This is a genomic window from Chitinilyticum piscinae (assembly GCF_015223195.1).
GTDB classification, from domain to species: domain Bacteria; phylum Pseudomonadota; class Gammaproteobacteria; order Burkholderiales; family Chitinibacteraceae; genus Chitinilyticum; species Chitinilyticum piscinae.
Window position 1 is genome coordinate 233658 of sequence record NZ_JADFUA010000005.1, and the last position, 23181, is coordinate 256838.

The 23181-nt window shown below is 59.1% G+C and carries 26 protein-coding genes; 6 read left to right on the forward strand and 20 right to left on the reverse strand.

Annotated features, from left to right (window positions below):
• Positions 1-88: 88 nt before the first annotated feature.
• Positions 89-826, forward strand: coding sequence for a substrate-binding periplasmic protein (locus INR99_RS10630; RefSeq protein ID WP_194116322.1), 738 nt, complete (start codon positions 89-91; stop codon positions 824-826).
• A gap of 5 nt (positions 827-831) precedes the next feature.
• Here INR99_RS10630 and INR99_RS10635 read toward each other — a convergent pair whose 3' ends face one another.
• The gene (locus tag INR99_RS10635; RefSeq protein WP_194116323.1) at positions 832-1461 is read right to left on the reverse strand and encodes a DNA-3-methyladenine glycosylase family protein; all 630 of its coding nucleotides are present in this window, start codon (positions 1459-1461) and stop codon (positions 832-834) included.
• A 58-nt stretch (positions 1462-1519) separates the two neighbouring features.
• Positions 1520-2851 (reverse strand): metalloprotease PmbA, encoded by a 1332-nt coding sequence (gene pmbA, locus INR99_RS10640; RefSeq protein WP_194116324.1) that lies wholly within the window; start codon positions 2849-2851, stop codon positions 1520-1522.
• An 84-nt stretch (positions 2852-2935) separates the two neighbouring features.
• On the opposite strand from pmbA, the gene yjgA reads away from it, so the two are divergent.
• Genes yjgA through INR99_RS10655 form a run of 3 tightly spaced genes read left to right on the forward strand, consistent with a single transcriptional unit; the run spans position 2936 to position 4837 of the window.
• Entirely contained in the window at positions 2936-3511 is a 576-nt protein-coding gene (yjgA, locus tag INR99_RS10645) for a ribosome biogenesis factor YjgA (RefSeq protein ID WP_194116325.1), read from the forward strand.
• The gene (locus tag INR99_RS10650; RefSeq protein WP_194116326.1) at positions 3498-4160 is read left to right on the forward strand and encodes an HAD-IA family hydrolase; all 663 of its coding nucleotides are present in this window, start codon (positions 3498-3500) and stop codon (positions 4158-4160) included. Before yjgA ends, INR99_RS10650 begins: the two co-directional genes overlap by 14 nt.
• The gene (locus INR99_RS10655) at positions 4157-4837 is read left to right on the forward strand and encodes an alpha/beta hydrolase (protein ID WP_194116327.1); all 681 of its coding nucleotides are present in this window, start codon (positions 4157-4159) and stop codon (positions 4835-4837) included. The genes INR99_RS10650 and INR99_RS10655 overlap by 4 nt, the downstream gene beginning before the upstream one ends.
• Positions 4838-4894: 57 nt before the next feature.
• Here INR99_RS10655 and INR99_RS10660 read toward each other — a convergent pair whose 3' ends face one another.
• From INR99_RS10660 to rpoE, 14 genes are all read right to left on the reverse strand, one after another.
• Positions 4895-6622 carry a cyclic-di-GMP receptor FimW-related protein gene (locus INR99_RS10660; protein ID WP_194116328.1) on the reverse strand — a complete coding sequence of 576 codons (1728 nt, stop codon included), beginning with the start codon at positions 6620-6622 and terminating at the stop codon, positions 4895-4897.
• 35 nt (positions 6623-6657) lie between these two features.
• Positions 6658-7002, reverse strand: coding sequence for a SpoIIAA family protein (locus INR99_RS10665; protein WP_194116329.1), 345 nt, complete (start codon positions 7000-7002; stop codon positions 6658-6660).
• A 51-nt stretch (positions 7003-7053) separates the two neighbouring features.
• Complete coding sequence (gene recO, locus INR99_RS10670) at positions 7054-7833, reverse strand: DNA repair protein RecO (protein ID WP_194116330.1); 780 nt, start codon at positions 7831-7833, stop codon at positions 7054-7056.
• A gap of 6 nt (positions 7834-7839) precedes the next feature.
• Positions 7840-8760 carry a GTPase Era gene (era, locus tag INR99_RS10675; RefSeq protein WP_194116331.1) on the reverse strand — a complete coding sequence of 307 codons (921 nt, stop codon included), beginning with the start codon at positions 8758-8760 and terminating at the stop codon, positions 7840-7842.
• Positions 8757-9467 (reverse strand): ribonuclease III, encoded by a 711-nt coding sequence (rnc, locus tag INR99_RS10680; RefSeq protein WP_194116332.1) that lies wholly within the window; start codon positions 9465-9467, stop codon positions 8757-8759. Before rnc ends, era begins: the two co-directional genes overlap by 4 nt.
• 24 nt (positions 9468-9491) lie before the next feature.
• Positions 9492-9854: a DUF4845 domain-containing protein gene (locus INR99_RS10685; protein WP_194116333.1), complete on the reverse strand. Its 363-nt coding sequence runs from the start codon at positions 9852-9854 to the stop codon at positions 9492-9494.
• Between the two features lie 10 nt (positions 9855-9864).
• Entirely contained in the window at positions 9865-10824 is a 960-nt protein-coding gene (gene lepB, locus INR99_RS10690) for a signal peptidase I (RefSeq protein ID WP_194116334.1), read from the reverse strand.
• Positions 10825-10841: 17 nt separating this feature from the next.
• Positions 10842-12635, reverse strand: coding sequence for a translation elongation factor 4 (lepA, locus tag INR99_RS10695; RefSeq protein WP_194116335.1), 1794 nt, complete (start codon positions 12633-12635; stop codon positions 10842-10844).
• A gap of 69 nt (positions 12636-12704) precedes the next feature.
• Positions 12705-12953, reverse strand: a complete 249-nt coding sequence (locus tag INR99_RS10700) for a glutaredoxin family protein (RefSeq protein WP_228098201.1) — start codon at positions 12951-12953, stop codon at positions 12705-12707.
• Positions 12953-14353, reverse strand: a complete 1401-nt coding sequence (locus INR99_RS10705) for a DegQ family serine endoprotease (RefSeq protein ID WP_228098206.1) — start codon at positions 14351-14353, stop codon at positions 12953-12955. Before INR99_RS10705 ends, INR99_RS10700 begins: the two co-directional genes overlap by 1 nt.
• Positions 14354-14363: 10 nt before the next feature.
• Positions 14364-14849 (reverse strand): SoxR reducing system RseC family protein, encoded by a 486-nt coding sequence (locus INR99_RS10710; protein ID WP_194116338.1) that lies wholly within the window; start codon positions 14847-14849, stop codon positions 14364-14366.
• A 43-nt stretch (positions 14850-14892) separates the two neighbouring features.
• Positions 14893-15858, reverse strand: a complete 966-nt coding sequence (locus INR99_RS10715) for a MucB/RseB C-terminal domain-containing protein (RefSeq protein WP_228098207.1) — start codon at positions 15856-15858, stop codon at positions 14893-14895.
• A gap of 12 nt (positions 15859-15870) precedes the next feature.
• Positions 15871-16392, reverse strand: a complete 522-nt coding sequence (locus tag INR99_RS10720; protein WP_194116340.1) for a sigma-E factor negative regulatory protein — start codon at positions 16390-16392, stop codon at positions 15871-15873.
• A gap of 5 nt (positions 16393-16397) precedes the next feature.
• Positions 16398-17012 carry an RNA polymerase sigma factor RpoE gene (rpoE, locus tag INR99_RS10725; protein ID WP_194116341.1) on the reverse strand — a complete coding sequence of 205 codons (615 nt, stop codon included), beginning with the start codon at positions 17010-17012 and terminating at the stop codon, positions 16398-16400.
• A gap of 153 nt (positions 17013-17165) precedes the next feature.
• Between rpoE and nadB the strand changes: the two genes are divergently transcribed.
• Positions 17166-18758, forward strand: a complete 1593-nt coding sequence (gene nadB, locus INR99_RS10730; RefSeq protein ID WP_194116342.1) for an L-aspartate oxidase — start codon at positions 17166-17168, stop codon at positions 18756-18758.
• 29 nt (positions 18759-18787) lie between these two features.
• Here the strand turns inward: nadB and INR99_RS10735 are convergent, their stop codons facing one another.
• From INR99_RS10735 to INR99_RS10745, 3 genes are read right to left on the reverse strand one after another with little or no spacing between them, the layout of a single operon-like run.
• Complete coding sequence (locus INR99_RS10735; RefSeq protein ID WP_194116343.1) at positions 18788-19219, reverse strand: protein YgfX; 432 nt, start codon at positions 19217-19219, stop codon at positions 18788-18790.
• A gap of 14 nt (positions 19220-19233) precedes the next feature.
• The gene (locus tag INR99_RS10740; RefSeq protein WP_194116344.1) at positions 19234-19950 is read right to left on the reverse strand and encodes an SIMPL domain-containing protein; all 717 of its coding nucleotides are present in this window, start codon (positions 19948-19950) and stop codon (positions 19234-19236) included.
• A 12-nt stretch (positions 19951-19962) separates the two neighbouring features.
• Positions 19963-20322, reverse strand: coding sequence for a hypothetical protein (locus INR99_RS10745; RefSeq protein ID WP_194116345.1), 360 nt, complete (start codon positions 20320-20322; stop codon positions 19963-19965).
• Between the two features lie 87 nt (positions 20323-20409).
• On the opposite strand from INR99_RS10745, the gene INR99_RS10750 reads away from it, so the two are divergent.
• Complete coding sequence (locus tag INR99_RS10750) at positions 20410-20742, forward strand: hypothetical protein (RefSeq protein WP_194116346.1); 333 nt, start codon at positions 20410-20412, stop codon at positions 20740-20742.
• 64 nt (positions 20743-20806) lie between these two features.
• Here the strand turns inward: INR99_RS10750 and rnr are convergent, their stop codons facing one another.
• Positions 20807-23173: a ribonuclease R gene (gene rnr / locus INR99_RS10755; protein WP_194116347.1), complete on the reverse strand. Its 2367-nt coding sequence runs from the start codon at positions 23171-23173 to the stop codon at positions 20807-20809.
• Positions 23174-23181 lie beyond the last annotated feature (8 nt).

Consider the following 23181-nt stretch of genomic DNA (forward strand, 5'->3'; position numbering starts at 1 on the left):
CCCGTACAGCAGGCTCCCCACAAGGAGCCTGCTTGCTTTTCCGGTCCAAAGTAGCGAAGCTGCAAGCAATCGTTTACGGAAAAACGGCATGCGCCACTGGCTTGCACCTCTCGTCCTCTGCTCGGCGCTGGCTGCGGCTGCGGATCTGCAGGGCTATACGGAAGAATTCCCGCCCTTCAATTATCTCGACAAGGGGGCGCCGGCAGGGCTGGCCAATGACATTCTGGATCGCGTCATGGCACGCAGCGGGCTGAGCATCGAACGCAGCAGCCTGCCCTGGCCCCGCGCGGTGCAAATGACAGCCAGCAGCCCCAACAGCCTGCTGTATACCACCGTTCGCACACCGGCACGCGAGGCGCAATATCGCTGGGTTGGCCCCTACGACGATTGCGACGTGGTACTGATCAAGCTGCGCAGCCGCAAAGACCTGCAAATCGGCAAACTTGAGGATGCGCGCAATTATCTGGTCGGTGCCGTTCGAGGTGCCGCCGCCAGCCAGCTACTGCAGGAAAAGCAGTTTCCAGCACGCAATCTCACCTTGGTCAGTGATGAGGAAGCGGTGCTGCGCATGCTGTTTGCCGGGCGCACTGATCTGAACGCCGGCATGTTTCTGCCGCATGGTCATCTCGCTCGCCAGCTGGGCCTGCCGGCACAGGAGATGGAAGTGGCGCACATACTCCAGAAAGGCGGTGGGTGCTATTTCGCCTTTAACAGCAAAGTCGATCCCGCATTATTTGCGCGCTTTGAAAAAGCTTTCGAGGCACTTCGCAGCAGCGGTGAGCTCCAGCAATTGCAACTGCGTCACGGCGGGCGCAAAGGCTCCTGATCCGCTCAGTACTCGACCGGTACGGGATCAAGGCTGCGCCACAGATACCAGGTGGCTACCGTGCGCCATGGCGCCCAGCGCATGGCCAGTTCTCGCACGGTTTTGCGCGCCAGGCGTTCACCGTCGTGATAATGCAGTGCGACAGCACGCAACAGGCCGATGTCATCCAGCGGCAGTACATCCGGGCGGAGCAGGTAGAAGATCAGGAACATCTCTGCACTCCAGCGCCCGATGCCGCGGATGCTGGTCAGCTCAACGATGACCGCCTCGTCATCCCAGTCAGCCCAGTCGTCCGGATTCAGCCGCCCAGCCTGATGATGGCTGGCCAGATCGCGCAGGTATTCAACCTTGCGGGCGGACAACCCGCAGCCACGCAATGCTTCGGGGCTTTGCGCCAGAATCCGCCCGCTATCGATGCCCCCAAGCAGGCCGTAGAAACGCCCCCAGACGGCATCGGCAGCCTTCACCGATATCTGCTGGCCAACAATCGAGCGCGCCAGTGTCTGCAGTGCATCGTCCCGACTTTGCAGGGTAAAGCCCGGATAGGCTGCGATCAGCGTCGCCAGCACCGGATCGGCAGCAGCCAGCTCGTCACAGGCGCGCTCCCAATAGTGCGGCTGCGTCAGCAAATTCATACCCACCACCCTAGCAAGCCAGAAAACCGAACAAACATAGCCTGCAGGGCTATACCCATCAAGCGCCTGCCACCGTCATGCTCTCGATCAAGACCGAACCCACCCGGCGCGAACTGCCGGGCAGTACATCATCACCAATGGCGACGATCTGGCGGAACATGTCGCGCAAATTGCCGGCAATGGTGATCTCCTCGACCGGATACTGGATCTGGCCATTCTCCACCCAGAACCCGGCCGCACCTCGCGAATAATCGCCGGTAACCAGATTGATGCCATGCCCCAGCAGTTCGGTCACATACAGGCCTGTGCCAAGCTCGCGCAGCAGCGCATCGGCCTTGTGCGTGGCCGGAACAATCAGGTTGTGGGCACCACCGGCGTTGCCCGTGGTCTGCATTCCGAGCTTGCGGGCAGAATAGCTACCCAGGAAATACCCTTTCAGGATACCTGCTTCGACCACATTGCGCCGGCGCGTGGCCACCCCTTCGCTGTCAAAGGCGCCGCTTGCCATGCCGCGCGGCAGGAACGGGTCTTCGATGATGGAAACACAGGGTGCAAAAACCTGTGTTTCCAGACTGTCGAGCAGGAAGCTTGCCTTGCGGTACAGACTGCTGCCACTGACCGCGCTGACCCACTGGCCAATCAGCGAGCCGGCCAGGGGCGCCTCGAACAATACCGGATACTGGCCGGTTTTCACCCGTCGTGCGCCCAGTCGGCGCACCGTGCGTTCACCGGCACGCCGGCCCACCCACTCGGGCGAGCCGAGATCGGCCCGGGCGCGAGCCACGTCATACCAGTAATCCCGCTGCATCCCGACGCCATCCCCGGCGATCACGGCGGCGGACAGGCTGTAGCGCGTATTCATGCCGCCGCCGGCAAAGCCCAGCGAATTGGCGTAGACCCAGTTGGCGGCATTGGCACTGACGCTGCCGCCTTCCGAATTGCAGATGCGCGGATCAACCGCCCGTGCGGCGGCTTCACACGCCTGCGCGGCGGCAATGGCGGCCTCAACCGGCAGTGTTTCCGGATGGTACAGGTCATAGTCGGCAAAATTGCGGGCAAACAGTGCGGGATCCGCCAGCCCGGCAAACGGGTCAGCCGCCGTATGACGGGCAATCGCCAGTGCTGCTGCCACTGTATCGCGCAAGGCTATCGCGGAAAAATCCGAGGTACTGGCGTGGCCGCGCTGCTGCCCCAGATAAACCGATACGCCAACCCCCTTGTCACGGTTGTATTCCAGCGTTTCCACTTCACCCATGCGCACGGACACGTTGAGCCCGCAACCTTCGGAGATTTCGACATCACAGGCACTGGCGCCCTGCTGGTGCGCTTCGGCCAGCACGAGTTGGGCGAGATCATGCAATTGCTGCTGGGTATAACTGAATTCGGACACGCTGCGGATTTCCCTTGTGAGGCGATGGGCAAAGTAGCCCGGAGCAAATTTGCTATCATAACTCTTTTGTCAGCCCATTCCGCCATGAATCAGCAATTTGAACACGACGACGACATCGAACCGGCGAGCAAGAGCCAGCTCAAACGCGAGAGCGAGGAGCTGCAGGCGCTGGGCGAAAAACTGATCCCGCTGGATCGCAAACAGCTGGAATCACTCAACCTGCCCGACAAACTGTTCGAAGCACTGCTGGAAGCCAAACGCCTCAAGGCGCATGGCGCCATCGCGCGTCACAAGCAATTCATCGGCAAACTGATGCGTCAGGTGGACCCGGCCCCCATCCATGCACTGCTGGACAAGCTCGCGGGCGTGTCCGACACCCACAACGCGTGGTTGCACGGGCTGGAGCGCCAGCGTGATCGCTTGCTGAACGATCCGAAGGCGCTGGAAGCCCTGATCGGCGAACATCCGGATCTGGATGTCCAGCAATTGCGCCAGCTGATCCGCAATGCCCAGAAAGAAAAAGCCAGCCTTGGCACACCCAAGCCCCTGCCGATGAAGGCGTATCGCGAGCTGTTCAAGCTGCTCAAGCAGTTCAACCCCGAGCCGCCAATCCCCGGGGTTCTGCGCAGCGATGATGATGACTTCGATGCTGACGAATAAGCACAGCTGGCAGATCCGTGCGCTGCTGTTCGATATGGATGGCACGCTGGTCGACTCCACGCCCTGCATCGAAGGACTCTGGACGCACTGGGCCTTGCGGCATCAGCTTGACCCGGCGGCAGTACTGCGTGAAGTCCACGGCCGGCGGGGTGTCGAGACCATCCGCATCGTCGCGCCGCATCTGGATGCCGAACAGGAAGTCCGGCAACTGCTCGCCGAGGAGGCCAGAACACTCGATGGCACCATGGCTATGCCCGGCGCAGCCGACTTTCTGGCGCAACTTGCCGGACTGAACTGGGCCGTAGTCACCTCGGCTCCAGCAGACCTTGCCCGGGCCAAGCTGCAATACGCCGGCCTGCCACTGCCTGCACGTCTGATCGGTGCGGATGAAGTGAGCGCCGGCAAGCCCGATCCTGCCCCCTATCTGGCCGGCGCAGCTAGCTGCGGCGTTGCCGCTTCCGAGTGTCTGGCCTTCGAGGATGCCGCCAGCGGCATTGCTTCTGCTTGCGCAGCCGGCATGCCGGTGATTGTAATGCAGCACCACCATACACCAGCCGGCCTCCCTCACCCCTGTATTGCTTCCTTCGCGCAGCTTGCGCTGACGCACCAGGATGGCTGGTTCACCATTAATCTGAAGGACGCTCCATGAGTACCCCCGAATTATTGCCCTGCGTGGAAATCGAGACCGGTAGCAATCCCCGGCATACGGTGATCTGGTTGCACGGACTGGGCGCCGACGGCAACGATTTCGCGCCGGTCGTTCCCGAACTGGGTTTGCCGGAGAATCTGCCTGTCCGCTTTCTCTTCCCCCATGCCCCCTACCAGCCAGTGAGCTGCAATAACGGCTATGTGATGCGCGCTTGGTATGACATCCTGTATTTCGAGGACATCAAGCGTCACGCCGATGTCACGGGGGTCAAGGCCACACTGGATGCCATTGCGGCACTGATTGCCGCAGAAAATGCCCGCGGCATTCCCAGCAGCCAGATCGTGCTGGCAGGTTTCTCACAAGGGGGGGCCATTGCCTATACCGCCGGCCTGCTACATAGCGAAAAGCTGGCCGGGATCGTGGCACTGTCGACCTATCTGCCTGCGCCAGAACTGCTGGACAATGCCGGTACTCGCGAGGCCAACGCCACTACCCCCGTCATGGCCTGCCATGGCAGCCACGATCCGGTCGTCCCGGTGCAACTGGGTCTGCAGGCCTACGAAACGGTAAAAGGCTTCGGCAATCCGGCGAGCTGGCACACCTGGCCGATCCAGCATTCGGTATGCCTGCCGGAAATCCAGCTAATCGGACAATTCCTGACCAGGGTATTGGCATAAAGACCAGCAAAATCAAAAAGCCGGGGCAGATACCCCGGCTTTTTTGTCAAATCCTGCTCAACTTTCCTGGCGCAGAACGTTGACGGAGACCCAGATCCAGTCGGTGCCCTTTTCCAGCAGGGATCCCAAACTGACCGAAAAGACCTTGTCACGCGCCTGCACCTTGTAGATACGCTCGGCGGCGTAATCTGCCGAATGCATCAACAGGGTATTCACATTGGCACCATCGATCTGGTGCGGGATATACATCGCGGTACGGACATTCTTCAGATCGATGTGGCCGGTGTAGCCGATCTCATCAACGGTAATGTGTTCAAGCCGATCCAGGGTATCGGAATACAGGCTGACCGCTACCGGGGTACTGCTCAAGCGCTGAACCCCTGCATAGACTTCATCATCGCTGGTGCGTTGCAGGCGCCGCACAATGCCGATCTGCCAGTTGGCATCGGTATCGAAGCGGACCCCCAGCAGCAGACCCGGCCGGATCCACTCGCATTCCGACAAGCGCAGATGGGCGCCAAACCCGCCATCGCTTTCATTTTCGACCAGCCACGTCGACCACTCCGGCAGCTTGCTCTGCAAGGTCTGCGGCGCAGCGGCAGCCGCCATGCCGCTGGCAGGGCGGTTGCGGGTTCGCGTCGACACAAAGCCATAAAGACGCATGTCCATGATCTCGTCGTAATCGACCTGGCTCTTGGTCTCTGCCGGCTGGCGACTGTATTTCTCATTGTCAGCGCGGACATGCCGGCAAACCTTGTCAAGTCCGTATAGCACATCCGCCGATTTGGACACCTTGACCCGCTCACTGCGCTGGATCTGGCTATTGCGCATATGCATGGTCCAGAATACTTCCAGGTGCTTGAGCAATTCCAGAGTGCCGGGCCCGCGGGCATCAGGACCAAGCCCCAGCGAAGCCGGCGAGGTGCCCGCCTCCAGCTTCTGGATAATTTCCGCCACACCATGTGTCAGTTCATGCAGGCTGAGATAGCGCAGGGTTTCCACGCCCTCGGTCGCGGATATCTTCTGCAGGCCACTTGGATCTTGCAGATTGACACACAGATGATGCACATCAGCCTGGTACTTACGGGCCAGCTGCAACAACTTCGACCATTGCTCCAGCCACAGATCCACGGTGTGCAGTTGCCGGACCGTCAGATTGTTATTGGCAACGGAATTGAGCAGCAGAAGTTGCAGATATTCGTCAGCACACGATGTGACATGCACACTGGTCGTCTGGTACAGCTTGAACGGATTGCTATCAGCACCTGAAATTTCCGATAGCCGATACAGCTGATGCGCCAGGGTCCAGAGCTTGGTCGGCGCCTTTTCAAAGCGGAAGTAATGCCATTTGGCTTCAATGCCCAGATAGTGAAGACTGCGAGCCCAGATCACCGGCATTACCGGTTCAAGCTGTGCACTGAGTGCCTCGCCGAAATCTGCCTGGATGAAGCGCTGATAAATCTCCGCCATGTCCCGTGCGTAATGAACAATCTCTTTCCAGAGTTTCTGTTCGAGCTCCTTGGGCATGCGGGGATTGCTGATGTACTGATAACAAAGCGCCTCGTAGGCTTCCTGCGCAAAATCATCCAGCTCCATCAGGGCATCAAGGGCATCCTTGCTGGTAGCCCCCGATGTAACCAGAAAGTCGCTGACCACATCGTGGACTTTGCCACACCGGGAGGACGGATCCAGCAGTTCGATTTTCTTTAACCATGGATGCAGCGCTTTCAAGGAAGCAAGCGGTGTTTTCTCCTTGGCAAACAGGGAGGACAGTCGATCAAGCATGGTTCAGAACCTTAATGCAGCAATGTTGGATCATTCTATTCGGCCAGCCAGTCCATCGCGGGCTGCAATTCCTCGAAGACTTCGATCTCTGATTCCGCAATCATCCGGTTTAGCCATACCGACCAGGTCACCCACTGGTCGGACGATACAATCGCGACCTTCTCGAATTGCTGGCGGTGGGCCTGCAGGAATCGCACTTCTTCCAGAGCCATATCGATCGTGTATGTAACCATATCCGAGAGATCAAGCAGCAGCTTTGCTCGCCCCTGCTGTCGAATGTCATACAGAACTTCCTCTTCAAACTGACGAAAATCCTGTACCGTAAATTCACCCAGCACGGTCGCAAGCACAGAGCCTTGTTCATGCGTAACAGTAATCATGCGACACCTCCTCTGGCTGAGACAAGTCCTTCAACTTGATTCAGGATAGCGTCAAGGAGTCCCTTTTACCAGCCTGCCGGCTCCGAAACCCGAGGCATCATCGGCGATGGCAAGCAGATCTCGCATCATCAGTCGTGTTTGCAAGGGCGAGTCATCCAGCAAAACCGCAGCCAGCACGTCGCGCATAAAGCCCTTCAGTTCATGCATCTGCCTTTCGTCCAGCGCCTGCTCCCGAGAAAAGCCCAGCAAAACTGCCCCGCCCGCGCCGTCAGCGAGTGTCTCATGAACACCACGCTCAAGACTGAAGGCATAGCGCTTGTGAACAAGCACCGGCTCGCCCGCCGAAGTCTGCCCCCACTCGATACCGAAACCGCAGGACTCGAGCAACGCGCGCTCGAAACGACGCAGGGCTGCTTCCAGCATCAGCGGTTTGTCATGCGGAATTCTGGACAGCTCCAGCAGCAAACGATAATAGGCAGCAAAAACCTCGGGGTGTGCCACCTCCCGGGTCATGCTCCGCTGGATCAATTCGGTCGCATACAGGCCGCATAGCAGTCCACGTCCCGCCAGTTGCGCCATACCCGGCTGCCACGCCGCGGCATGCAGGGTCTTGACCTCGCCCGCGCCAAACCAATCGAGTAGCAAAGGCTGTTGTGCGAGCAGCACGCTGCGCAATTGGGACCCTGGTCGCTGTACGCCACGCGCAACCAGCATGACACGACCATGGTCGCGGGAAAATACATCGAGCAGCCGGCTGGTTTCGCGATAGGGGTATTGATGAAGGATAAAGGCCGGCTGCTGGTTGATCCGGGGCGCGCCGCGGGCTTTCATTTCAGATCATTCAAATCCGAACTGACGCAATAACCGGGTATCGTCAGCCCAGCCAGTCTTCACCTTGACCCATACCTCAAGGTAGACCTTGGCATCGAACAACTGCTCCATGTCCTTGCGCGCCTCAGTGGCAATACGCTTGAGCTTTTCGCCATTTTTGCCGATCAGGATGGCCTTCTGGCTATCGCGGTCAACCCACACTGCAGCAAAGATCCGCCGCAATTCCTGGCCCCTGGCGGTTTGCTCTTCGTCGAATTTTTCAATTTCGACCGTCATGGCATAGGGCAATTCATCACCCAGAGTACGGAAAATTTTCTCCCGTACGATTTCTGCGGCAAGGAAGCGCTCGTTGCGATCAGTCACCTGATCTTCGGCATAGAATGGCTCTGACTGAGGCAGCAAAGGCTCGACCGCCTGCTGCAAAATATCCAGCTTCAACCCACGCAGTGCCGATAGAGGCACGATTGCGGAAAAATCACGCAGCGCGGCAAGCCGCTCGATAAATGGCAACAATGCGGCTTTGTCGGCCAGGGTATCGATCTTGTTGATCACCAGAACAACCGGAATGCCCTGGGGCAACAATTGCAGTACCGCTTCATCCTCGGCACTGAAACGCCCTGCCTCCACGACAAAGAGAATTGCATCCACATCTGCAAGTGTGGAGGTAACATTGCGGTTCATTGCCTGATTGAGTGCATTGCGGTAGCGGCGCTGAAAACCGGGGGTATCCACAAAGACAAACTGCGCGGAGTCTGTGGTCAGCACGCCGGTAATGCGGTGCCGCGTCGTCTGGGCCTTGCGCGAGGTGATACTCAGCTTCATGCCGATCAGGTGATTCAGCAGCGTTGATTTGCCAACATTCGGTCGTCCCACAATCGCGACAAAACCACAGCGATAGTCGGGGGGTACAACTACATTCTCAGTCATTTCATCACCAGCTTTTTGCCTGGAAAAGTTTCGCGCAACTGCTGCAGGGCATTGCCTGCCGCCTGCTGCTCGGCAGCGCGTTTACTCGTCGATTTGCCTATCGTGATCACCCTGAGCTTCGGAATCGAACAACTGACTTCGAACAGTTGCTCGGGTGACTCGCCCGTCATGGCAAGCAAGACATACTGTGGCAGATCCTGCTTGCGGGCTTGCAGCCACTCCTGCAGCGCTGTCTTGGGATCTTTACCCGCCGTTGCCGGATCAATCGCCGCGATTCTGGGCATGAAGAGCTTTGCTATCACAGGCTCCAGCGCCTGCAAGCCGCCATCAAGCCAGATCGCCCCGAGCACGGCTTCGAGCGCATCCGCCAGGATGGATGGTCGGCGAAATCCGCCACTTTTTAGCTCGCCCTCACCAAGGCGGATAAATTCGCCAAGTTTCAAAGCAAACGCAATTTCCGCCAAACCCTCCTGACAGACCAGCCGGGCACGGATCCGCGAAAGATCTCCTTCTGGGAGGTCAGGGAAAAACGAAAATAACGCTCTGGCAACCAGTGCATTGAGTATGCCGTCCCCCACAAACTCCAGCCGCTCGTTATGCACCGCCGAATGACTGCGATGCGTCAGCGCCTGCTTGAGTAATGCCGGCTCAGAAAAAACATAACCGAGCGCCTTTTCCAGACGCTCGGCAGGTAAAAAAACAGCCAATCTATTTATCCAGACAGTGAAAAATCATTCGCCCTTGGCTTTGGAACTCGCTTCGAAGCTGAACAGCAAACTTACATTGGCAACAACCGGAACAACCTGCTCGTAACTGACCGATACCACCAGAGCACCACCGGAATTGTTGATCACCAGATCCTGCGGGTTCACCGCCTTGATGTATTCGATTTCGGCATGGCGCGCAAATGAACCACGAATTTCGTCAGGCGCTTTGCCGACCCCATCACGTGCCACCGAATTGATGGCTTTCTTGATGGTGAAAAATTCGAGGTAGGCAGGAACAACCTTGAATGCCAGTACCGCTGCCAAGGCAACGAAAATCGCGATGATGATGAAGCCCACAAAGGAAATGCCGGATTGTTTTTTCAGCATGAAAGTCACCCTAGTCTATCGATTTGCCGATTCGCGCCAGCTCTTTGAGATTGAGCCAGATCAACGAAGCCTTGCCGACGATATTAGCCTCCGGAACGAAACCCCAGTAACGACTATCGGCGCTATTGTCGCGATTATCACCCATCATGAAGTAATGCCCGTCCGGAACACGACACGCAAAGCCCGCTTCATCATAGCGGCAATTCTCTTCACGCCCCGGAAAATCAGCAACTCGCGCTAGACGCAGTACCGACTCGCGCGGATCGCGCAAGGTGCTGTAGCTGTGCTCGCCCAGTTTTTCCTTGAATACATCGACAGAGCGGATGGCTTCATCAATATAGGTATAGCTGCCAGCCGCCTCGACCGGAACCGCCTTGCCGTTGATACTGAGTTGCTTGTCACGGTATTCGACCAAGTCACCGGGCAGACCGATGACCCGCTTGATGTAGTTTTCCTTGGGGTTCTGCGGATACAGAAACACCATGACGTCGCCATGCTCGGGTTTGCCAACCGGAATAAAGACATTGTTCAGAACCGGCACGCGTAGACCGTAGGCAAACTTGTTAACCAGAATGAAGTCGCCGACAACCAGCCCAGAGCGCATCGACGAAGAAGGAATCTGGTAGGGCTCGGCCACAAATGCCCGCAACAGGAAAACCACCAGAAACACCGGGAAGAAGCCTCTGCCGATTTCCGCCCAAGCGGGGGCAAACTCGTCCTTGCCGCGTTTTCTGGCCAGTACAAATTTGTCCAGCACCCAGATGACGCCAAACAGAATCACAAACAGCAAGAATGCGGCCGCAATCGTCGTGTACTGCACGGCCAATACGAACAAGCCGGCCAGCCCCGACATGTAGCCGTATTGCACCATCTGCGGAGGCTCATCCTTGATGCGCTCCTGCTTCTGCCCGATTACCACCAGTACGGGTGCCAGCACCAGCAGTACAGCACCGATCAACAACCAGTTCATCCTCGTCCCCTGCGCGTTTACTTATCCGAAACCTGCAGAATCGCCAGGAAGGCTTCCTGCGGAATTTCCACATTGCCGACCTGCTTCATGCGTTTCTTGCCGGCCTTCTGCTTTTCCAGCAGCTTTTTCTTCCGGGTAATATCGCCACCATAACACTTGGCCAGTACGTCTTTGCGCATGGCCTTGACCGTTTCACGGGCAATGATCTGGCTACCGATCGCGGCCTGCACGGCAATGTCGAACATCTGGCGCGGAATCAGTTCCCGCATTTTCGAAATCAGCTCGCGGCCACGATAAACGCTGGTTGCGCGGTGCACGATCAGGCTCAGCGCATCCACACGCTCGCCATTGACCAGCACATCCAGCTTAACCAGGTCACCGGTACGGAATTCCTTGAATTCGTAATCCAGCGAGGCATAACCACGGCTGACGGACTTCAGCTTGTCAAAGAAATCCATGACCACCTCGGCCATCGGCAGATCGTAGGTCAGCAGCACCTGCCGGCCCATGTACTGCATGTTTACCTGCGCTCCGCGCTTCTGGTTACACAGGGTCATCACCGGGCCAACATAATCCTGCGGCACCAGAATCGTCGCAGTGATGATGGGCTCGCGCACCTCCTCATACTTGCTCGGGTCCGGCAACTTGGATGGATTTTCGATTTGGGTGATTGAACCATCTTTCATCACCAGCTCATACACCACGGTCGGCGCCGTGGTGATGAGATCCATATCGAACTCGCGCTCCAGGCGCTCCTGAACGATCTCCAGGTGCAGAAGACCAAGAAAACCACAGCGGAACCCGAACCCCAGCGCCTGAGAAACTTCCGGCTCGTATTGCAGCGCTGCATCATTGAGCTTCAGTTTTTCCAGACTATCGCGCAGTGATTCGTAATCGTGGCTTTCTACCGGATAGAGGCCGGCAAAAACCTGCGATTTGACATCCTTGAAGCCAGGCAGCGGCTCGGCAGCCGGATTCTTGACCGTGGTAATGGTATCGCCAACCTTGGCACTGGCCAGCTCCTTAACCCCTGCAATCACGAACCCCACTTCACCGGCTTTCAGTGAATCGCGCTGGACCGACTTCGGGGTGAAGACCCCGACCTGCTCGCACAGGAATTCGGCCTTGGTGGCCATGAACTTGATCTTGTCCTTTACGCGCAATTCGCCATCCACCACGCGAACCAGCATCACCACGCCCACATAGTTGTCAAACCATGAGTCGACGATCAGCGCTTTCAGCGGGCCGTCCGGATTGCCTTTGGGAGGGGGTATCTTGCTGACCACCTCTTCCAGAATGTCTTCGATACCGATGCCGCTCTTGGCCGACGCGCGCACAGCTTCAATGGCCTCAATACCGATAATGTCTTCGATTTCCTGGGCCACTCGCTCGGGCTCGGCGGCTGGCAGATCAATTTTGTTGAGAACCGGACGCACTTCCACGCCCTGCTCGATTGCGGTGTAGCAGTTGGCAACGGTCTGGGCCTCGACCCCCTGTGAAGCATCCACGACCAGCAGGGCGCCTTCGCAGGCAGCCAAGGAGCGGCTGACTTCGTAGCTGAAATCGACGTGCCCCGGGGTATCAATCAGGTTGAGATTGTAAATCTTGCCATCGCGAGCCTTGTACTGCAGCGCAGCCGTCTGCGCCTTGATGGTAATGCCGCGCTCTTTTTCGATATCCATCGAATCGAGCACCTGCTCGCTCATCTCGCGCAGTTCAAGACCACCGCAAAACTGGATGAAACGGTCGGCCAAGGTGGATTTCCCGTGGTCGATGTGGGCAATGATGGAGAAATTGCGAATGTGGTCCATTGATACGTTCAGGCTCGTAATGAAAAGGGCACGCCAAGCGTGCCCCGGGCAAAATCGGTCGCCGCGATTCTAGCGGAAATCGGCAAGATAGGCATCCAGCGCTTGTGTATCAAGATGATAGTGACAGATCTGCCGCCCATTTTCGCCGCAGAGCACGGGCACCAGCTCGCCGAACTGCTCCTCCAGTCCGGCCTCTCCTTCGATATCGACCCACTCCACCATCAGCGGCTGCGACCAAGCCTGCAGGGCTTCGCGCATAACATGACAGAGACTGCAGTACTCATGGCCGTACAGCCACAGACGGGGGGTCACCTGCATCATTTTGCCGCCGGTGCAGTAATCGAGGTAAAGAACGGTCGCCCTTCACGCAGCACACGCAGCGGCATCATCTCGCCGCCCTTCAGTGCGCTCAGGCTCTGGCGCAACTGGGCCGCACTTTGCAGCTCCTGCCCGCCCACACCAGTAAGCACATCACCCGGCTGCAGACCCGCCCGGGACGCGGCTCCGGTTGCGCTACGCACCAGCAAGCCGAATTTGATGCCGAGTTGTTGCAGCTGGCGCGCATTCAACTCTGCCAGTGCCAGACCGAAACGCTCGCTCTCGCCTTGCTGCTTGCCCCGGTATTCGCGAGGGCTGGATGCATCTGCCTCTTCCATCGCTGCCACCACCAGCGATACATCGCGTGCCGACTTGTCGCGCCAGATACCCAGCACCGCCTTGCTGCCCGGCTTGAGCGCGGTAATCACTCGCGGCAGATCCGCAGAACGGTTGACCGCCTGCCCGTTCACCTTGAGGATGATGTCGCCAACCTTGATGCCAGCCTTGTCGGCAGGTCCATCCTTTTCGACCATCGTCACCAGTGCACCGCCTTCCTTGCTCAGACCAAATCCCTTGGCGAGATCTTCACTCAGATCTTGAATTCCCACGCCGATACGGCCACGGGTGATCTTGCCGCTGGACTTCAGCTCATCCGCGATCTTGATGGCTACATCGATCGGAATGGCAAAACTCAAGCCCATGTATCCGCCAGAGCGGCTGAATATCTGGGAATTGATGCCGATGACTTCTCCGGCCATATTGAATAGCGGCCCGCCGGAATTACCCGGATTGATCGCCACATCGGTCTGGATGAAGGGCACGAAATTCTCATTCGGCAGATCCCGCCCCTTGGCCGAGATGATGCCCGCGGTAACGGTATTGTCCAGGCCGAAGGGCTGACCAATTGCGAGCACCCACTCACCGACCCGGGCCTTGGCCGGGTCGCCGATCGTCACCTTCGGCAAACCACTGGCCTCGACTTTGAGCAAAGCCACATCAGTACGCGAATCAGAACCGACCACCTTAGCCTTGAAACTGCGCTTGTCGGTCAGCTTGACCGTGATTTCGTCGGCATCGGCGATCACATGAGCGTTGGTCAGAATGTAGCCACTGCTGTCGATAATGAAGCCTGAGCCAATACCCTGGACAGTCCGTTCCTGCGGCTGGCTGCCACGTGGCACCGGCACCGGCAACCCGAAGCGCCGGAAAAGATCAAACATCTCATCGTTATCGCCGAACCCGGCATTGACTTTCTGTGTGCCACTGACGGCAATATTGACCACTGCACGCCCTTCCCGCTCGGCGAGCTGGGCAAAATCAGGCAGCGCCACCGCCGGTGCCGCGTGCGCAGCGCCCAGCAGACCAGTCAGCAACAGTCCGGAAAGAAAACTCTTCAGCATCGTCATCCTCTCAATGGGTTGCACAATCCGAACGCCCGCCACAGCGGGCCGCACAGCCGGCACCGCCACCCGTGGCCTGAGCAGCAACACCGACAATCGATGGCTCCAGACGCTCGGCAGCCGAGCGACGAAAGCGCAAAACCAGAAATCCCGCGATCAGGCCACATGCCGCGCCAAGCAACGCCCCCCAGCCGGCATGAATCAGCGAACCCAGCAAGGCTCCCGCCAGCAGCAGCAGCAGCGGTAAACCGTAGGCCCACAAGGCTGATTTCAGCAAGGCATCTTCCGGAACCGCGACAAACACCAGCTCACCGGGTTGCGCACCGGCGTCGTTGCGCACGCGAAACTCCTGCGCGGCATTGCCGAACATGCGGCTGATTGACACGGATTTGCAACCGGTCTCCGGATCACAATGTCCACAGGGCGAATGCGGGCGGATTTTAACCCACGCATAGGCGCCATCGGCTCGGCTTACCTGCGCTTCGGTCTCGATCATAGAAACAATCTCTTAAGGCAAGATGAATGCAACCGGCTGATGCCTAGCGCGGATTGAAGGCAGCAGCGAACTGTCGAACCGTATCACCGGGAACTTCCCCAAGCACGGTCACAGTCTGGCCCGGCATCTGCCGTACGTACAGATACAGCGCCCCTTGGCGCGCCAGGCCGGGAGCCAGCTTGACCTCGGACGGATCAAGAAATACCGAGACAGTAACCAGCCCGTCACTGTAGACCAGCTGCTGGACTTTCCGGCCTTTCTCGCCTTGCGGTGTGCGTACGACCTGCTTTTGCAACACGAACCCCGAGGGCAGGTCACGAATCTGCCACTGTGAATCCAGTCCGGCCTGCAGGGGGCGGCCTTCGCTGGTTTCAATCTGGACCGGATGCACCGGATTGACCGGCTTGAGCAGTTTGCGATCAAAACCGCTACCCAGCCGCAACTGCACAAAACTGAAGGTTTCGACCGGCTCGCGTCGCGCCCCAAGCATCATGCTTTTCAGCAAGAGACCACTGCCTTCGTGAATCCACAGCCGGTGTGGATAACGCAATGCATCCTTTGGATCAAGCTGGTATACATCCGCATCCAGCCCTGCTACACGCTCGCGACCCAGCTTGCGCAACTGGTAGCTGGCCAGCACATCGCCAACGCGATGCGTGAGCCGCGGAAAGAAACGGGATGTCGCAGCCCGATCCAGCACCAAGGCTAGCGAGGTATCCGCATGGAACATATGGTATTGCTGGCCTGTACGCACATACTCCCGAGCAGGACCATCCAGGGACTCGCAGCGCTCCATCTCCTGGCCTTGCTCGGCCAGTTGCACGATGCGGAAGTTTTCGACCAGATCCCCGTGCTGGTGCATGAACACCCCATCGAAGGAGGTCTGCTGCGCGGCCTTGTTGACGCGCTCGATCAGGCGGGTGGCCTCCGGCGCGGTGAGCAACTCGGCAGCAGCCAGTGAACTGGCCATCAGAAACAGCGAGAGCAGAACGAGAGGTTTGCGGATCATCATCAAAAGGTCTTAGTGCGCAGCTTCGGGCTGGAAGGCCAGCTGCATAGGTTCTGCGGCCGAAAGCGGACTGTTGGCGGCCTCGCGATGCGCGGACAGATAGGCACGCACTGCCTCCGGGTCAACCTGGGCAGTCACCACCGGCTCGGATACCACGGCCAGCGGTGCAGGTGCCGGGGTCAGCGGGCGATACAGCCCCTGCCACAGCGCAACCCCGATAAATGCGACCGACGCTGCCGCAGTGAGCGGCACCAGCAAGCGACGCACCGGACGGGCGCGCCGCAAGCGCTGTGGCGCAACCACCACCGGCTCAGCATGCAGCCGTGACGTGAATGCCGCCATGAAATCGGGGGAAAGCAGCGGGTGGCCATGCTGGCTATCCTGCTGCATATGCCATTCGTACCAGGCTGTCTGCATCTCGCCGGATTGCAACAGCTCGCTGATCACAGCCTGCGCCTGCGCGTTGTCGAGTTCGCCATCCATCAGCGCGGAGAGCCGTTCATTCGTAGTGGCCTGATTTGTCATCTTCGTCATCCTTCTTACCAGCGCTTGTCGCGCCCCACTGCCGACAGCAGCGGACGCAAGCGCGCTGCAATTGCCTCGCGCGCCCGGAAAATGCGCGAACGCACCGTCCCGATCGGGCAGTCCATCATCGAGGCAATCTCTTCATACGACAGCCCTTCCATCTCGCGCAGCGTGATCGCGGTGCGCAATTCTTCGGGCAAATCCGATACTGCCTCATTCACCGTAGAGACAATCTGCCGGTTGGCGAGTTCCGTTTCAGGCGTATGGTAATCCGGTACTAATGCCGCTGCATCCAAAGTTTCACCGTCTTCGTCGGCAACGTCACCCACCAGACTGGGCCGGCGCCCCTGCGCCTGCAGGTGATTCTTGGCGGTATTGAGCGCAATGCGGTATAGCCAGGTGTAGAAAGCGCTTTCGCCACGAAAATTAGCCAGCGCGCGATAGGCCTTGATAAAGGCCTCCTGGGTCACATCCTCGATTTCCGCCGGATCACGGATCAGGCGCGACAGCAGCCGGGCAATGCGGCGCTGGTATTTCACCACCAGCAACTCGAAAGCGCGCTGATCGCCGGACTGGGCCCGCTCGACCAGCAGGGCATCCGCATCACGGGCAGACGGGGGATTTTGCATCGGAGAGTCCATTGATCGGGCTCTAGACCATGTGTGGAGTGACAATATTCCACAGATAGGGCCGCCATCCTCATTTTGCAAGCCCCGCCCCGCACGGACAGCGCAACACCGCCTCTGCTAGAATCCGCCTTCCACGCAGCAAGGGAGCGCACGATGCACCGTTTTGACACCCTGATCATCGGCTCCGGCCTCGCCGGCATGACCATGGCCCTGCAACTGGCCGAAACACGCCAGGTTGCACTGGTGACCAAACGCGCCCTGCGCGACGGCGGCAGCGGCTGGGCACAGGGCGGCATTGCCGCCGTGCTCGACGATGCCGACAGCGTCGAAGCACACATCCGCGACACCCAGATTGCCGGCGCGGGCATCTGCGATGAAACAGCCACCCGCTTCATCGTCGAAAACTCCCGTGCAGCCATCGACTGGCTGATCGAAATGGGCGTTCCCTTCACCCGCGACAGCCACGGCGAAACCAGCTACCAGGGCTATCATCTGACGCGCGAAGGCGGCCACAGCCACCGGCGCATCATCCACGCTGCGGACGCGACCGGTGCCGCGGTAATCGACACGCTGGCCGGCAAGGTTGCCGCCCACCCGAACATTACCGTGCTCGAAAACCACATCGCGGTGGACCTGATTACCAGCCAGAAACTGGGCCGCGAGGAAAGCCAACGCTGCTACGGCGCCTACGTGTATGACAAGTCAGCCGACCGGGTCGAGACCATGCTGGCGCAACAGACCGTGCTGGCCACCGGCGGCGCCGGCAAGGTCTATCTCTATACCACCAACCCCGATGTGGCGACCGGCGACGGCATCGCCATGGGCTGGCGCGCGGGCTGCCGGGTCGCGAACATGGAATTCATCCAGTTCCATCCGACCTGCCTGTATCACCCGCACGCCAAATCCTTCCTGATTACCGAAGCGGTGCGTGGCGAAGGCGGCATCTTGCGCCTGCCCGACGGCACGCGCTTCATGCCGCAACATGACGAACGCGCCGAGCTGGCACCCCGCGACATCGTCGCGCGTGCCATCGACTTCGAAATGAAGAAAGGCGGCTACGACTGCGTGTATCTGGATATCTCCTACAAGCCTGCCGCCTTCGTGAAGGAGCACTTCCCGACCATCTACCAGCGCTGTCTGGAACTGGGGATCGACATCACCAAGCAGGGCATTCCGGTGGTCCCGGCCGCGCATTACACCTGCGGCGGACTGGTCACCGACATGGCTGGCCGTACCGATGTGGCCAGTCTGTATGGCATCGGCGAAGTCGCCTATACCGGCCTGCACGGTGCCAACCGCCTCGCCTCCAATTCGCTACTGGAATGCATGGTGCTGGCCAAGGCTGCCGCCGCCGACATCGGCGCACAAACCAGAATACCCCTGCCGGAGGTGGCCGAATGGGACGAAAGCCGCGTCAGTGATGCTGACGAAGAGGTCGTGATTTCGCACAATTGGGACGAACTGCGACGCTTCATGTGGGATTACGTCGGCATCGTGCGGACCACCAAACGCCTGGAGCGCGCACAGCACCGCATCGCACTGCTGCAAAGCGAAATCGACGAGTTCTACAGCCACTTCCGTGTGAGCAATGATCTGATCGAACTGCGCAATCTGGTCCAGACTGCCGAGCTGATCGTGCGCTGCGCCATGGCGCGCAAGGAAAGCCGCGGCCTGCATTTCAGCCGTGACTATCCGGCAACCATGACTCAGGCTCAGGCCACCGTACTCAAGCCGGCAAGCAACTAAATACGCTGGTGGGTATTCGATTCAGGCAATCATTTTCCCTGATCCACAGGCGGATACCCACCAGCACCGGCTACCGACCAGAGCAGCCACACCCGCCACTGGCGCAACACCTCAGCGCTGGCCGAATCCGGCCAAAGCACCAGACGCACGCGTTTTCCCCGCGCCGGCTGCAGCACCAGCACCAGCCAGGGTGGCTGCACCAGACTACTGCCAAGCACAGCGCAACACTCCTCACCCCGCCCCGGCGTGACCAGCAACACGCCATCCTGCGTAACCCGCAGCCGATAGGGCGGCAGGCGTTGCGGCGCAGTCAGCAAGCCGTGAACGGCAATCAGCGGCAACAAGGTCAGCGGCCATCCTGCCGGAACCGCCAACAAGCTGGCCAGCGCCAGCAGATGCGCCGCCAGCCACCAGTAGCGCGCCTGTCGCGACGGGCGAAGCACCAGCTCGGGTGGCAACATGGGCGAATCAGGTCTTACTCAACCTGGATCGCACCACTGATCTGTACCGCCAGGCGTGACTCTCCCGAATCGATCGGCGGCGGCGCAAACCCTTCGGCAGCTGGAGCCGCCATGGCCTTCATGCGCATCGGCACCGGCGGCATCGCGCCACCGGTATTAACGCTGACATTTACCAGTTTCCAGCGCTGCCCCAGCAGGCTTTGCTGCAGCAACTGCGCTCGCTGGCGGAACTGCTGCATACCCTCTTCGATCAGCTGGTCTTCGGTCTTGCGGCGCGTTTCGTCCGAAACTGCATAATTTACTGCTTCGATCTGCAAGGCCAATCCATTGGCCTGCGGCTTCTGCAGCTCGCCGATCAGCCTGGAGAGTGCCGTAAAGTCACTGGACGACACCCGCACTTCACCACGACTGCGCCAGCCATCCGGCTTGCCAGTCTTCGGGTTGTAATTCGGATAGCTACTGTAGGACGTCCCACGGGATTGCACCGGTGCCGTCTGTTTGATCTTGCCCAGCGCCACTGTCAGTGACTGGTTGATCCGCTCGGCCAGCCGGCTCGGATCGGCGTCACTGGCCTCGACGAACAAGGTGGCCATGGCCTGGTCATTGCTGACCTCGCGCGCCACGGTGGTTTCAAAATTCACGACATTGTAGAGCGGCGCCTCGGCGGCTACGGCCGCAGCCGCTAGCAGTGACGACGCCAGCAGCACAGCAGAAACAGGCAATCGGATCATGAGGAACCTCGCTCAGTGGTAGGAATGATCAGCCGGGGTGTTGTGGATTTCGTCGGAAACCGCATCCATTACCCCCAAATGGATTTCCACATCGAACCATTCCCAGAACAGCTTCAGGCTGCGCTTGGGAGGCCAGAGGGATTCATCCGAAACCCAGGAAGCCAGCTCCATTTCGAACAGGCGGTCAGCCACATCGTCAATAAACGCGATACCATCTTCCGGCTCCCGCGCTTCGGGAATCATCACGACAGTACAGTCGCTACGAACTTCATCGAGCGTAAGCACCACATCATTGCCGGGCAACTGGTTGAGCCAGTCCAGAAACGCTTGCTTGGGACGCAAAATGGCGGCGGAACGATCAACGATAAACACGGCAGCAAATCTCCACTAAAATCAGCCTGCAGATAGTAACCCAGTCGGACCGGACTTGTCCGGCCCGCCACCGCGACACAGCAAGCAATGACGACCAATACCCCTTCCAGCCGCCCGGTCAACTGGCGCGCGGCCATCATCCTTCCCGGCAACCCTCAGCCGATGCACGGCCGGATTGCCGAACTGAGCGACAAGCAGCTGATCGCCTTCTTTCCGCACAGCATCCATGCGAAAGAATGCCGCCTCTATATCGACATGCCCGACCCGGACCACAAAAGCGCGCACTGTTATCTGGACTGCAAGGTACGGATCACTGCCCAGACTCTGGCCGGAAAAATCAGCGAGTTCCGGGTCTTCATGCAGATCACCGAACTCAAGGACGAACAGCGCACCTTACTGAATCGTGCGCTGCGCCTCTAATACCCAAGCACGTATTAACCCCAAAGACAAATCAGAAAAACTCTTCGGGAACATACGCCAGCAATCAATGACGACGACCACCTGCCGCCTTTTTGGCCGCCTGCGCCGTTTTGGTGGCAGTACGGACTGAGCCCCCCGTCTTGCGACGCGCCGCCACAGCCTTGCCTGCCGGGGATGCTGGGCGCTCTTCCTCCAGCAGGGTGAAATCAATCTTGCTGGCTTCCAGATCAACCCGCACCACCTTCACCTTCAGGCGGTCGGTCATGCGGTAGACCCGGCCACTGCGCTCGCCACGCAACTCCCGCCGCGCCTCGTCGAAGTGGAAGTAATCGCTCCCCAGTTCAGAAACGTGCACCAACCCTTCGACATACACCTGATCGAGCAGCACGAACATGCCAAAGCTGGTGACCGCAGAAATAACGCCCTCAAAGACCTCGCCAACCTTGTCCTGCATGTAGTAGCACTTCAGCCAGGCAGATACATCACGGCTGGCATCGTCAGCGCGGCGCTCGGTCATCGAGCACTGGATCCCCAAGGCCTCCCACTTCATTGCCGGCTTGTACTTCTTGCCGGCCAACACCGCCTTGATTGCCCGATGCACCAGCAAATCGGGATAACGCCGGATCGGCGAAGTGAAATGCGCATACGCCTCGTAACTCAGCCCGAAGTGTCCGGCATTGGCCGGTGTATAGACCGCCTGCTGCAGGCTGCGCAACAGCATGGTCTGCAGCAAGTCGGCATCCGGGCGCTCGCGGATCTTGCCCAGCAGCTCGGCGTAATCGCTGGCCTGCGGATCGTCATCACCACCCAGCGTCAGCCCGCAGGTCTTCAGGTATTCGCGCAGGTATGCAAGCTTTTCCGGAGTGGGACCTTCATGCACGCGGAACAGCACCGGATGCTCGTTCTTGATGAGGTAGTCCGCCGCCGACACATTGGCCGCCAGCATGCACTCCTCGATCAGTTTGTGTGCGTCATTGCGCACCACCGGAACGATCTCGCGGATCTTGCCGTGCTCATCAAAGCGCATTTCGGTTTCGGTGGTTTCGAAATCGATGGCGCCGCGTACGCCGCGCGCCTTGGCAAAGGCCTGGAAGAGCGCGTACAGATCCTGCAGGTGCGGCAGCAGCTTTTTTTCGGCCTTGCTCGCCCTTTCTTCGTCCTGCAGCAATTCCCAGACGCGGGTGTAGGTAAAGCGCATCTTCGAGCGCATCACCGCCGGATAGAAACGGTATTTTTTGATCTTGCCCTTCGCGCTGATCTTCATGTCGCAGACCATACACAGGCGCTCGACATCCGGATTCAGCGAGCAAATGCCGTTGGACAGCGCCTCGGGCAGCATCGGAATCACCCGGCGAGGAAAATACACCGAGTTACCCCGCTCGATGGAGGTCACATCCAGCGCATCACCGGGCTGTACATAATGGCTGACGTCGGCGATCGCCACCACCAGCCGCCAGCCCTTGCCGTCCTTTTCGGCATACACCGCATCATCGAAGTCCCGCGCCGTCTCACCATCAATGGTCACCAGCGGGAGCTCGCGCAGATCTTCGCGCTCTACCGTGCCGTGAATGGCCTTCCAGTCCTTTTTCAGAACCTTGGCCGGTGTTTTTGCCGCCTGCTCTTCGGCCGCGTCGCTGAAGACATGCGGGAGATTGTGCTTTCTGAGCGCAATCTCGATTTCCATTCCCGGATCGGCATAATTGCCCAGAATCTCGATCACCTTGCCAACAGGCTGCGTGTAGCGCGCCGGCTGAGTCAGCAACTCGACCATAACCACCTGCCCGACCGTCGCCCCAAGCGTTCCCTTGGGCTCGATCAGGATCTCCTGGCTGATGCGCTTGTCCTCTGCGGTAACATAAAACACACCGCGCTCGGCACGGAAACGCCCGACCAGTCTGCTGTTGACGTGCTCGAGCACTTCGACAATGGTACCTTCGCGACGGCCGCGCCGGTCAACGCCCATCTGGCGCACCAGCACGCGGTCACCGTGCAGCACCTTGTCCATTTCCTTCGGACCGAGGAACAGATCCTCGCTGCCATCATCGGGCTGCAGAAAACCGAAACCATCGGCATGCCCGAGCACCTTGCCGGCGATCAGGTCAATCTTCGCCGGCAGGCACAAGGCCCCTTTGCGGTTGATCATCAGCTGCCCCTCGCGCTCCATGGCGCGCAGGCGGCGCTCGAACGGCAGGCCTTCTTCTTCGGTAATGCCCAACTGGCGGGCCAGATCTTCGACGTACAGCGGCGCTCCGGCGTCGTTCAGCAACTGGAGCACATATTCCCGCGAGGGCAGCGGGCTTTCATAACGCTCGCGCTCGCGCTCAAGGAAAGGATCCTGCGCGCGCAAGGCATTGATTTTACGGGAGCGGCGCTTCGGGGCACGCTCGACCGAGGATGATTCGGAAAAATTCTTTGTTTTTCTGGTTGACATTGTCTCTG

Excerpts from the sequence above, each read along its gene's own strand:
- INR99_RS10630 (WP_194116322.1), top strand. The coding sequence starts at position 89 with ATGCGCCACTGGCTTGCACCTCTCGTCCTCTGCTCGGCGCTGGCTGCG.
- INR99_RS10635 (WP_194116323.1), bottom strand. The coding sequence starts at position 1,461 with ATGAATTTGCTGACGCAGCCGCACTATTGGGAGCGCGCCTGTGACGAG.
- yjgA (WP_194116325.1), top strand. The coding sequence starts at position 2,936 with ATGAATCAGCAATTTGAACACGACGACGACATCGAACCGGCGAGCAAG.
- INR99_RS10650 (WP_194116326.1), top strand. The coding sequence starts at position 3,498 with ATGCTGACGAATAAGCACAGCTGGCAGATCCGTGCGCTGCTGTTCGAT.
- INR99_RS10655 (WP_194116327.1), top strand. The coding sequence starts at position 4,157 with ATGAGTACCCCCGAATTATTGCCCTGCGTGGAAATCGAGACCGGTAGC.
- INR99_RS10660 (WP_194116328.1), bottom strand. The coding sequence starts at position 6,622 with ATGCTTGATCGACTGTCCTCCCTGTTTGCCAAGGAGAAAACACCGCTT.
- INR99_RS10665 (WP_194116329.1), bottom strand. The coding sequence starts at position 7,002 with ATGATTACTGTTACGCATGAACAAGGCTCTGTGCTTGCGACCGTGCTG.
- recO (WP_194116330.1), bottom strand. The coding sequence starts at position 7,833 with ATGAAAGCCCGCGGCGCGCCCCGGATCAACCAGCAGCCGGCCTTTATC.
- era (WP_194116331.1), bottom strand. The coding sequence starts at position 8,760 with ATGACTGAGAATGTAGTTGTACCCCCCGACTATCGCTGTGGTTTTGTC.
- INR99_RS10685 (WP_194116333.1), bottom strand. The coding sequence starts at position 9,854 with ATGCTGAAAAAACAATCCGGCATTTCCTTTGTGGGCTTCATCATCATC.
- lepB (WP_194116334.1), bottom strand. The coding sequence starts at position 10,824 with ATGAACTGGTTGTTGATCGGTGCTGTACTGCTGGTGCTGGCACCCGTA.
- lepA (WP_194116335.1), bottom strand. The coding sequence starts at position 12,635 with ATGGACCACATTCGCAATTTCTCCATCATTGCCCACATCGACCACGGG.
- INR99_RS10700 (WP_228098201.1), bottom strand. The coding sequence starts at position 12,953 with ATGCAGGTGACCCCCCGTCTGTGGCTGTACGGCCATGAGTACTGCAGT.
- INR99_RS10705 (WP_228098206.1), bottom strand. The coding sequence starts at position 14,353 with ATGCTGAAGAGTTTTCTTTCCGGACTGTTGCTGACTGGTCTGCTGGGC.
- INR99_RS10710 (WP_194116338.1), bottom strand. The coding sequence starts at position 14,849 with ATGATCGAGACCGAAGCGCAGGTAAGCCGAGCCGATGGCGCCTATGCG.
- INR99_RS10715 (WP_228098207.1), bottom strand. The coding sequence starts at position 15,858 with ATGATCCGCAAACCTCTCGTTCTGCTCTCGCTGTTTCTGATGGCCAGT.
- INR99_RS10720 (WP_194116340.1), bottom strand. The coding sequence starts at position 16,392 with ATGACGAAGATGACAAATCAGGCCACTACGAATGAACGGCTCTCCGCG.
- rpoE (WP_194116341.1), bottom strand. The coding sequence starts at position 17,012 with ATGCAAAATCCCCCGTCTGCCCGTGATGCGGATGCCCTGCTGGTCGAG.
- nadB (WP_194116342.1), top strand. The coding sequence starts at position 17,166 with ATGCACCGTTTTGACACCCTGATCATCGGCTCCGGCCTCGCCGGCATG.
- INR99_RS10735 (WP_194116343.1), bottom strand. The coding sequence starts at position 19,219 with ATGTTGCCACCCGAGCTGGTGCTTCGCCCGTCGCGACAGGCGCGCTAC.
- INR99_RS10740 (WP_194116344.1), bottom strand. The coding sequence starts at position 19,950 with ATGATCCGATTGCCTGTTTCTGCTGTGCTGCTGGCGTCGTCACTGCTA.
- INR99_RS10750 (WP_194116346.1), top strand. The coding sequence starts at position 20,410 with ATGACGACCAATACCCCTTCCAGCCGCCCGGTCAACTGGCGCGCGGCC.
- rnr (WP_194116347.1), bottom strand. The coding sequence starts at position 23,173 with ATGTCAACCAGAAAAACAAAGAATTTTTCCGAATCATCCTCGGTCGAG.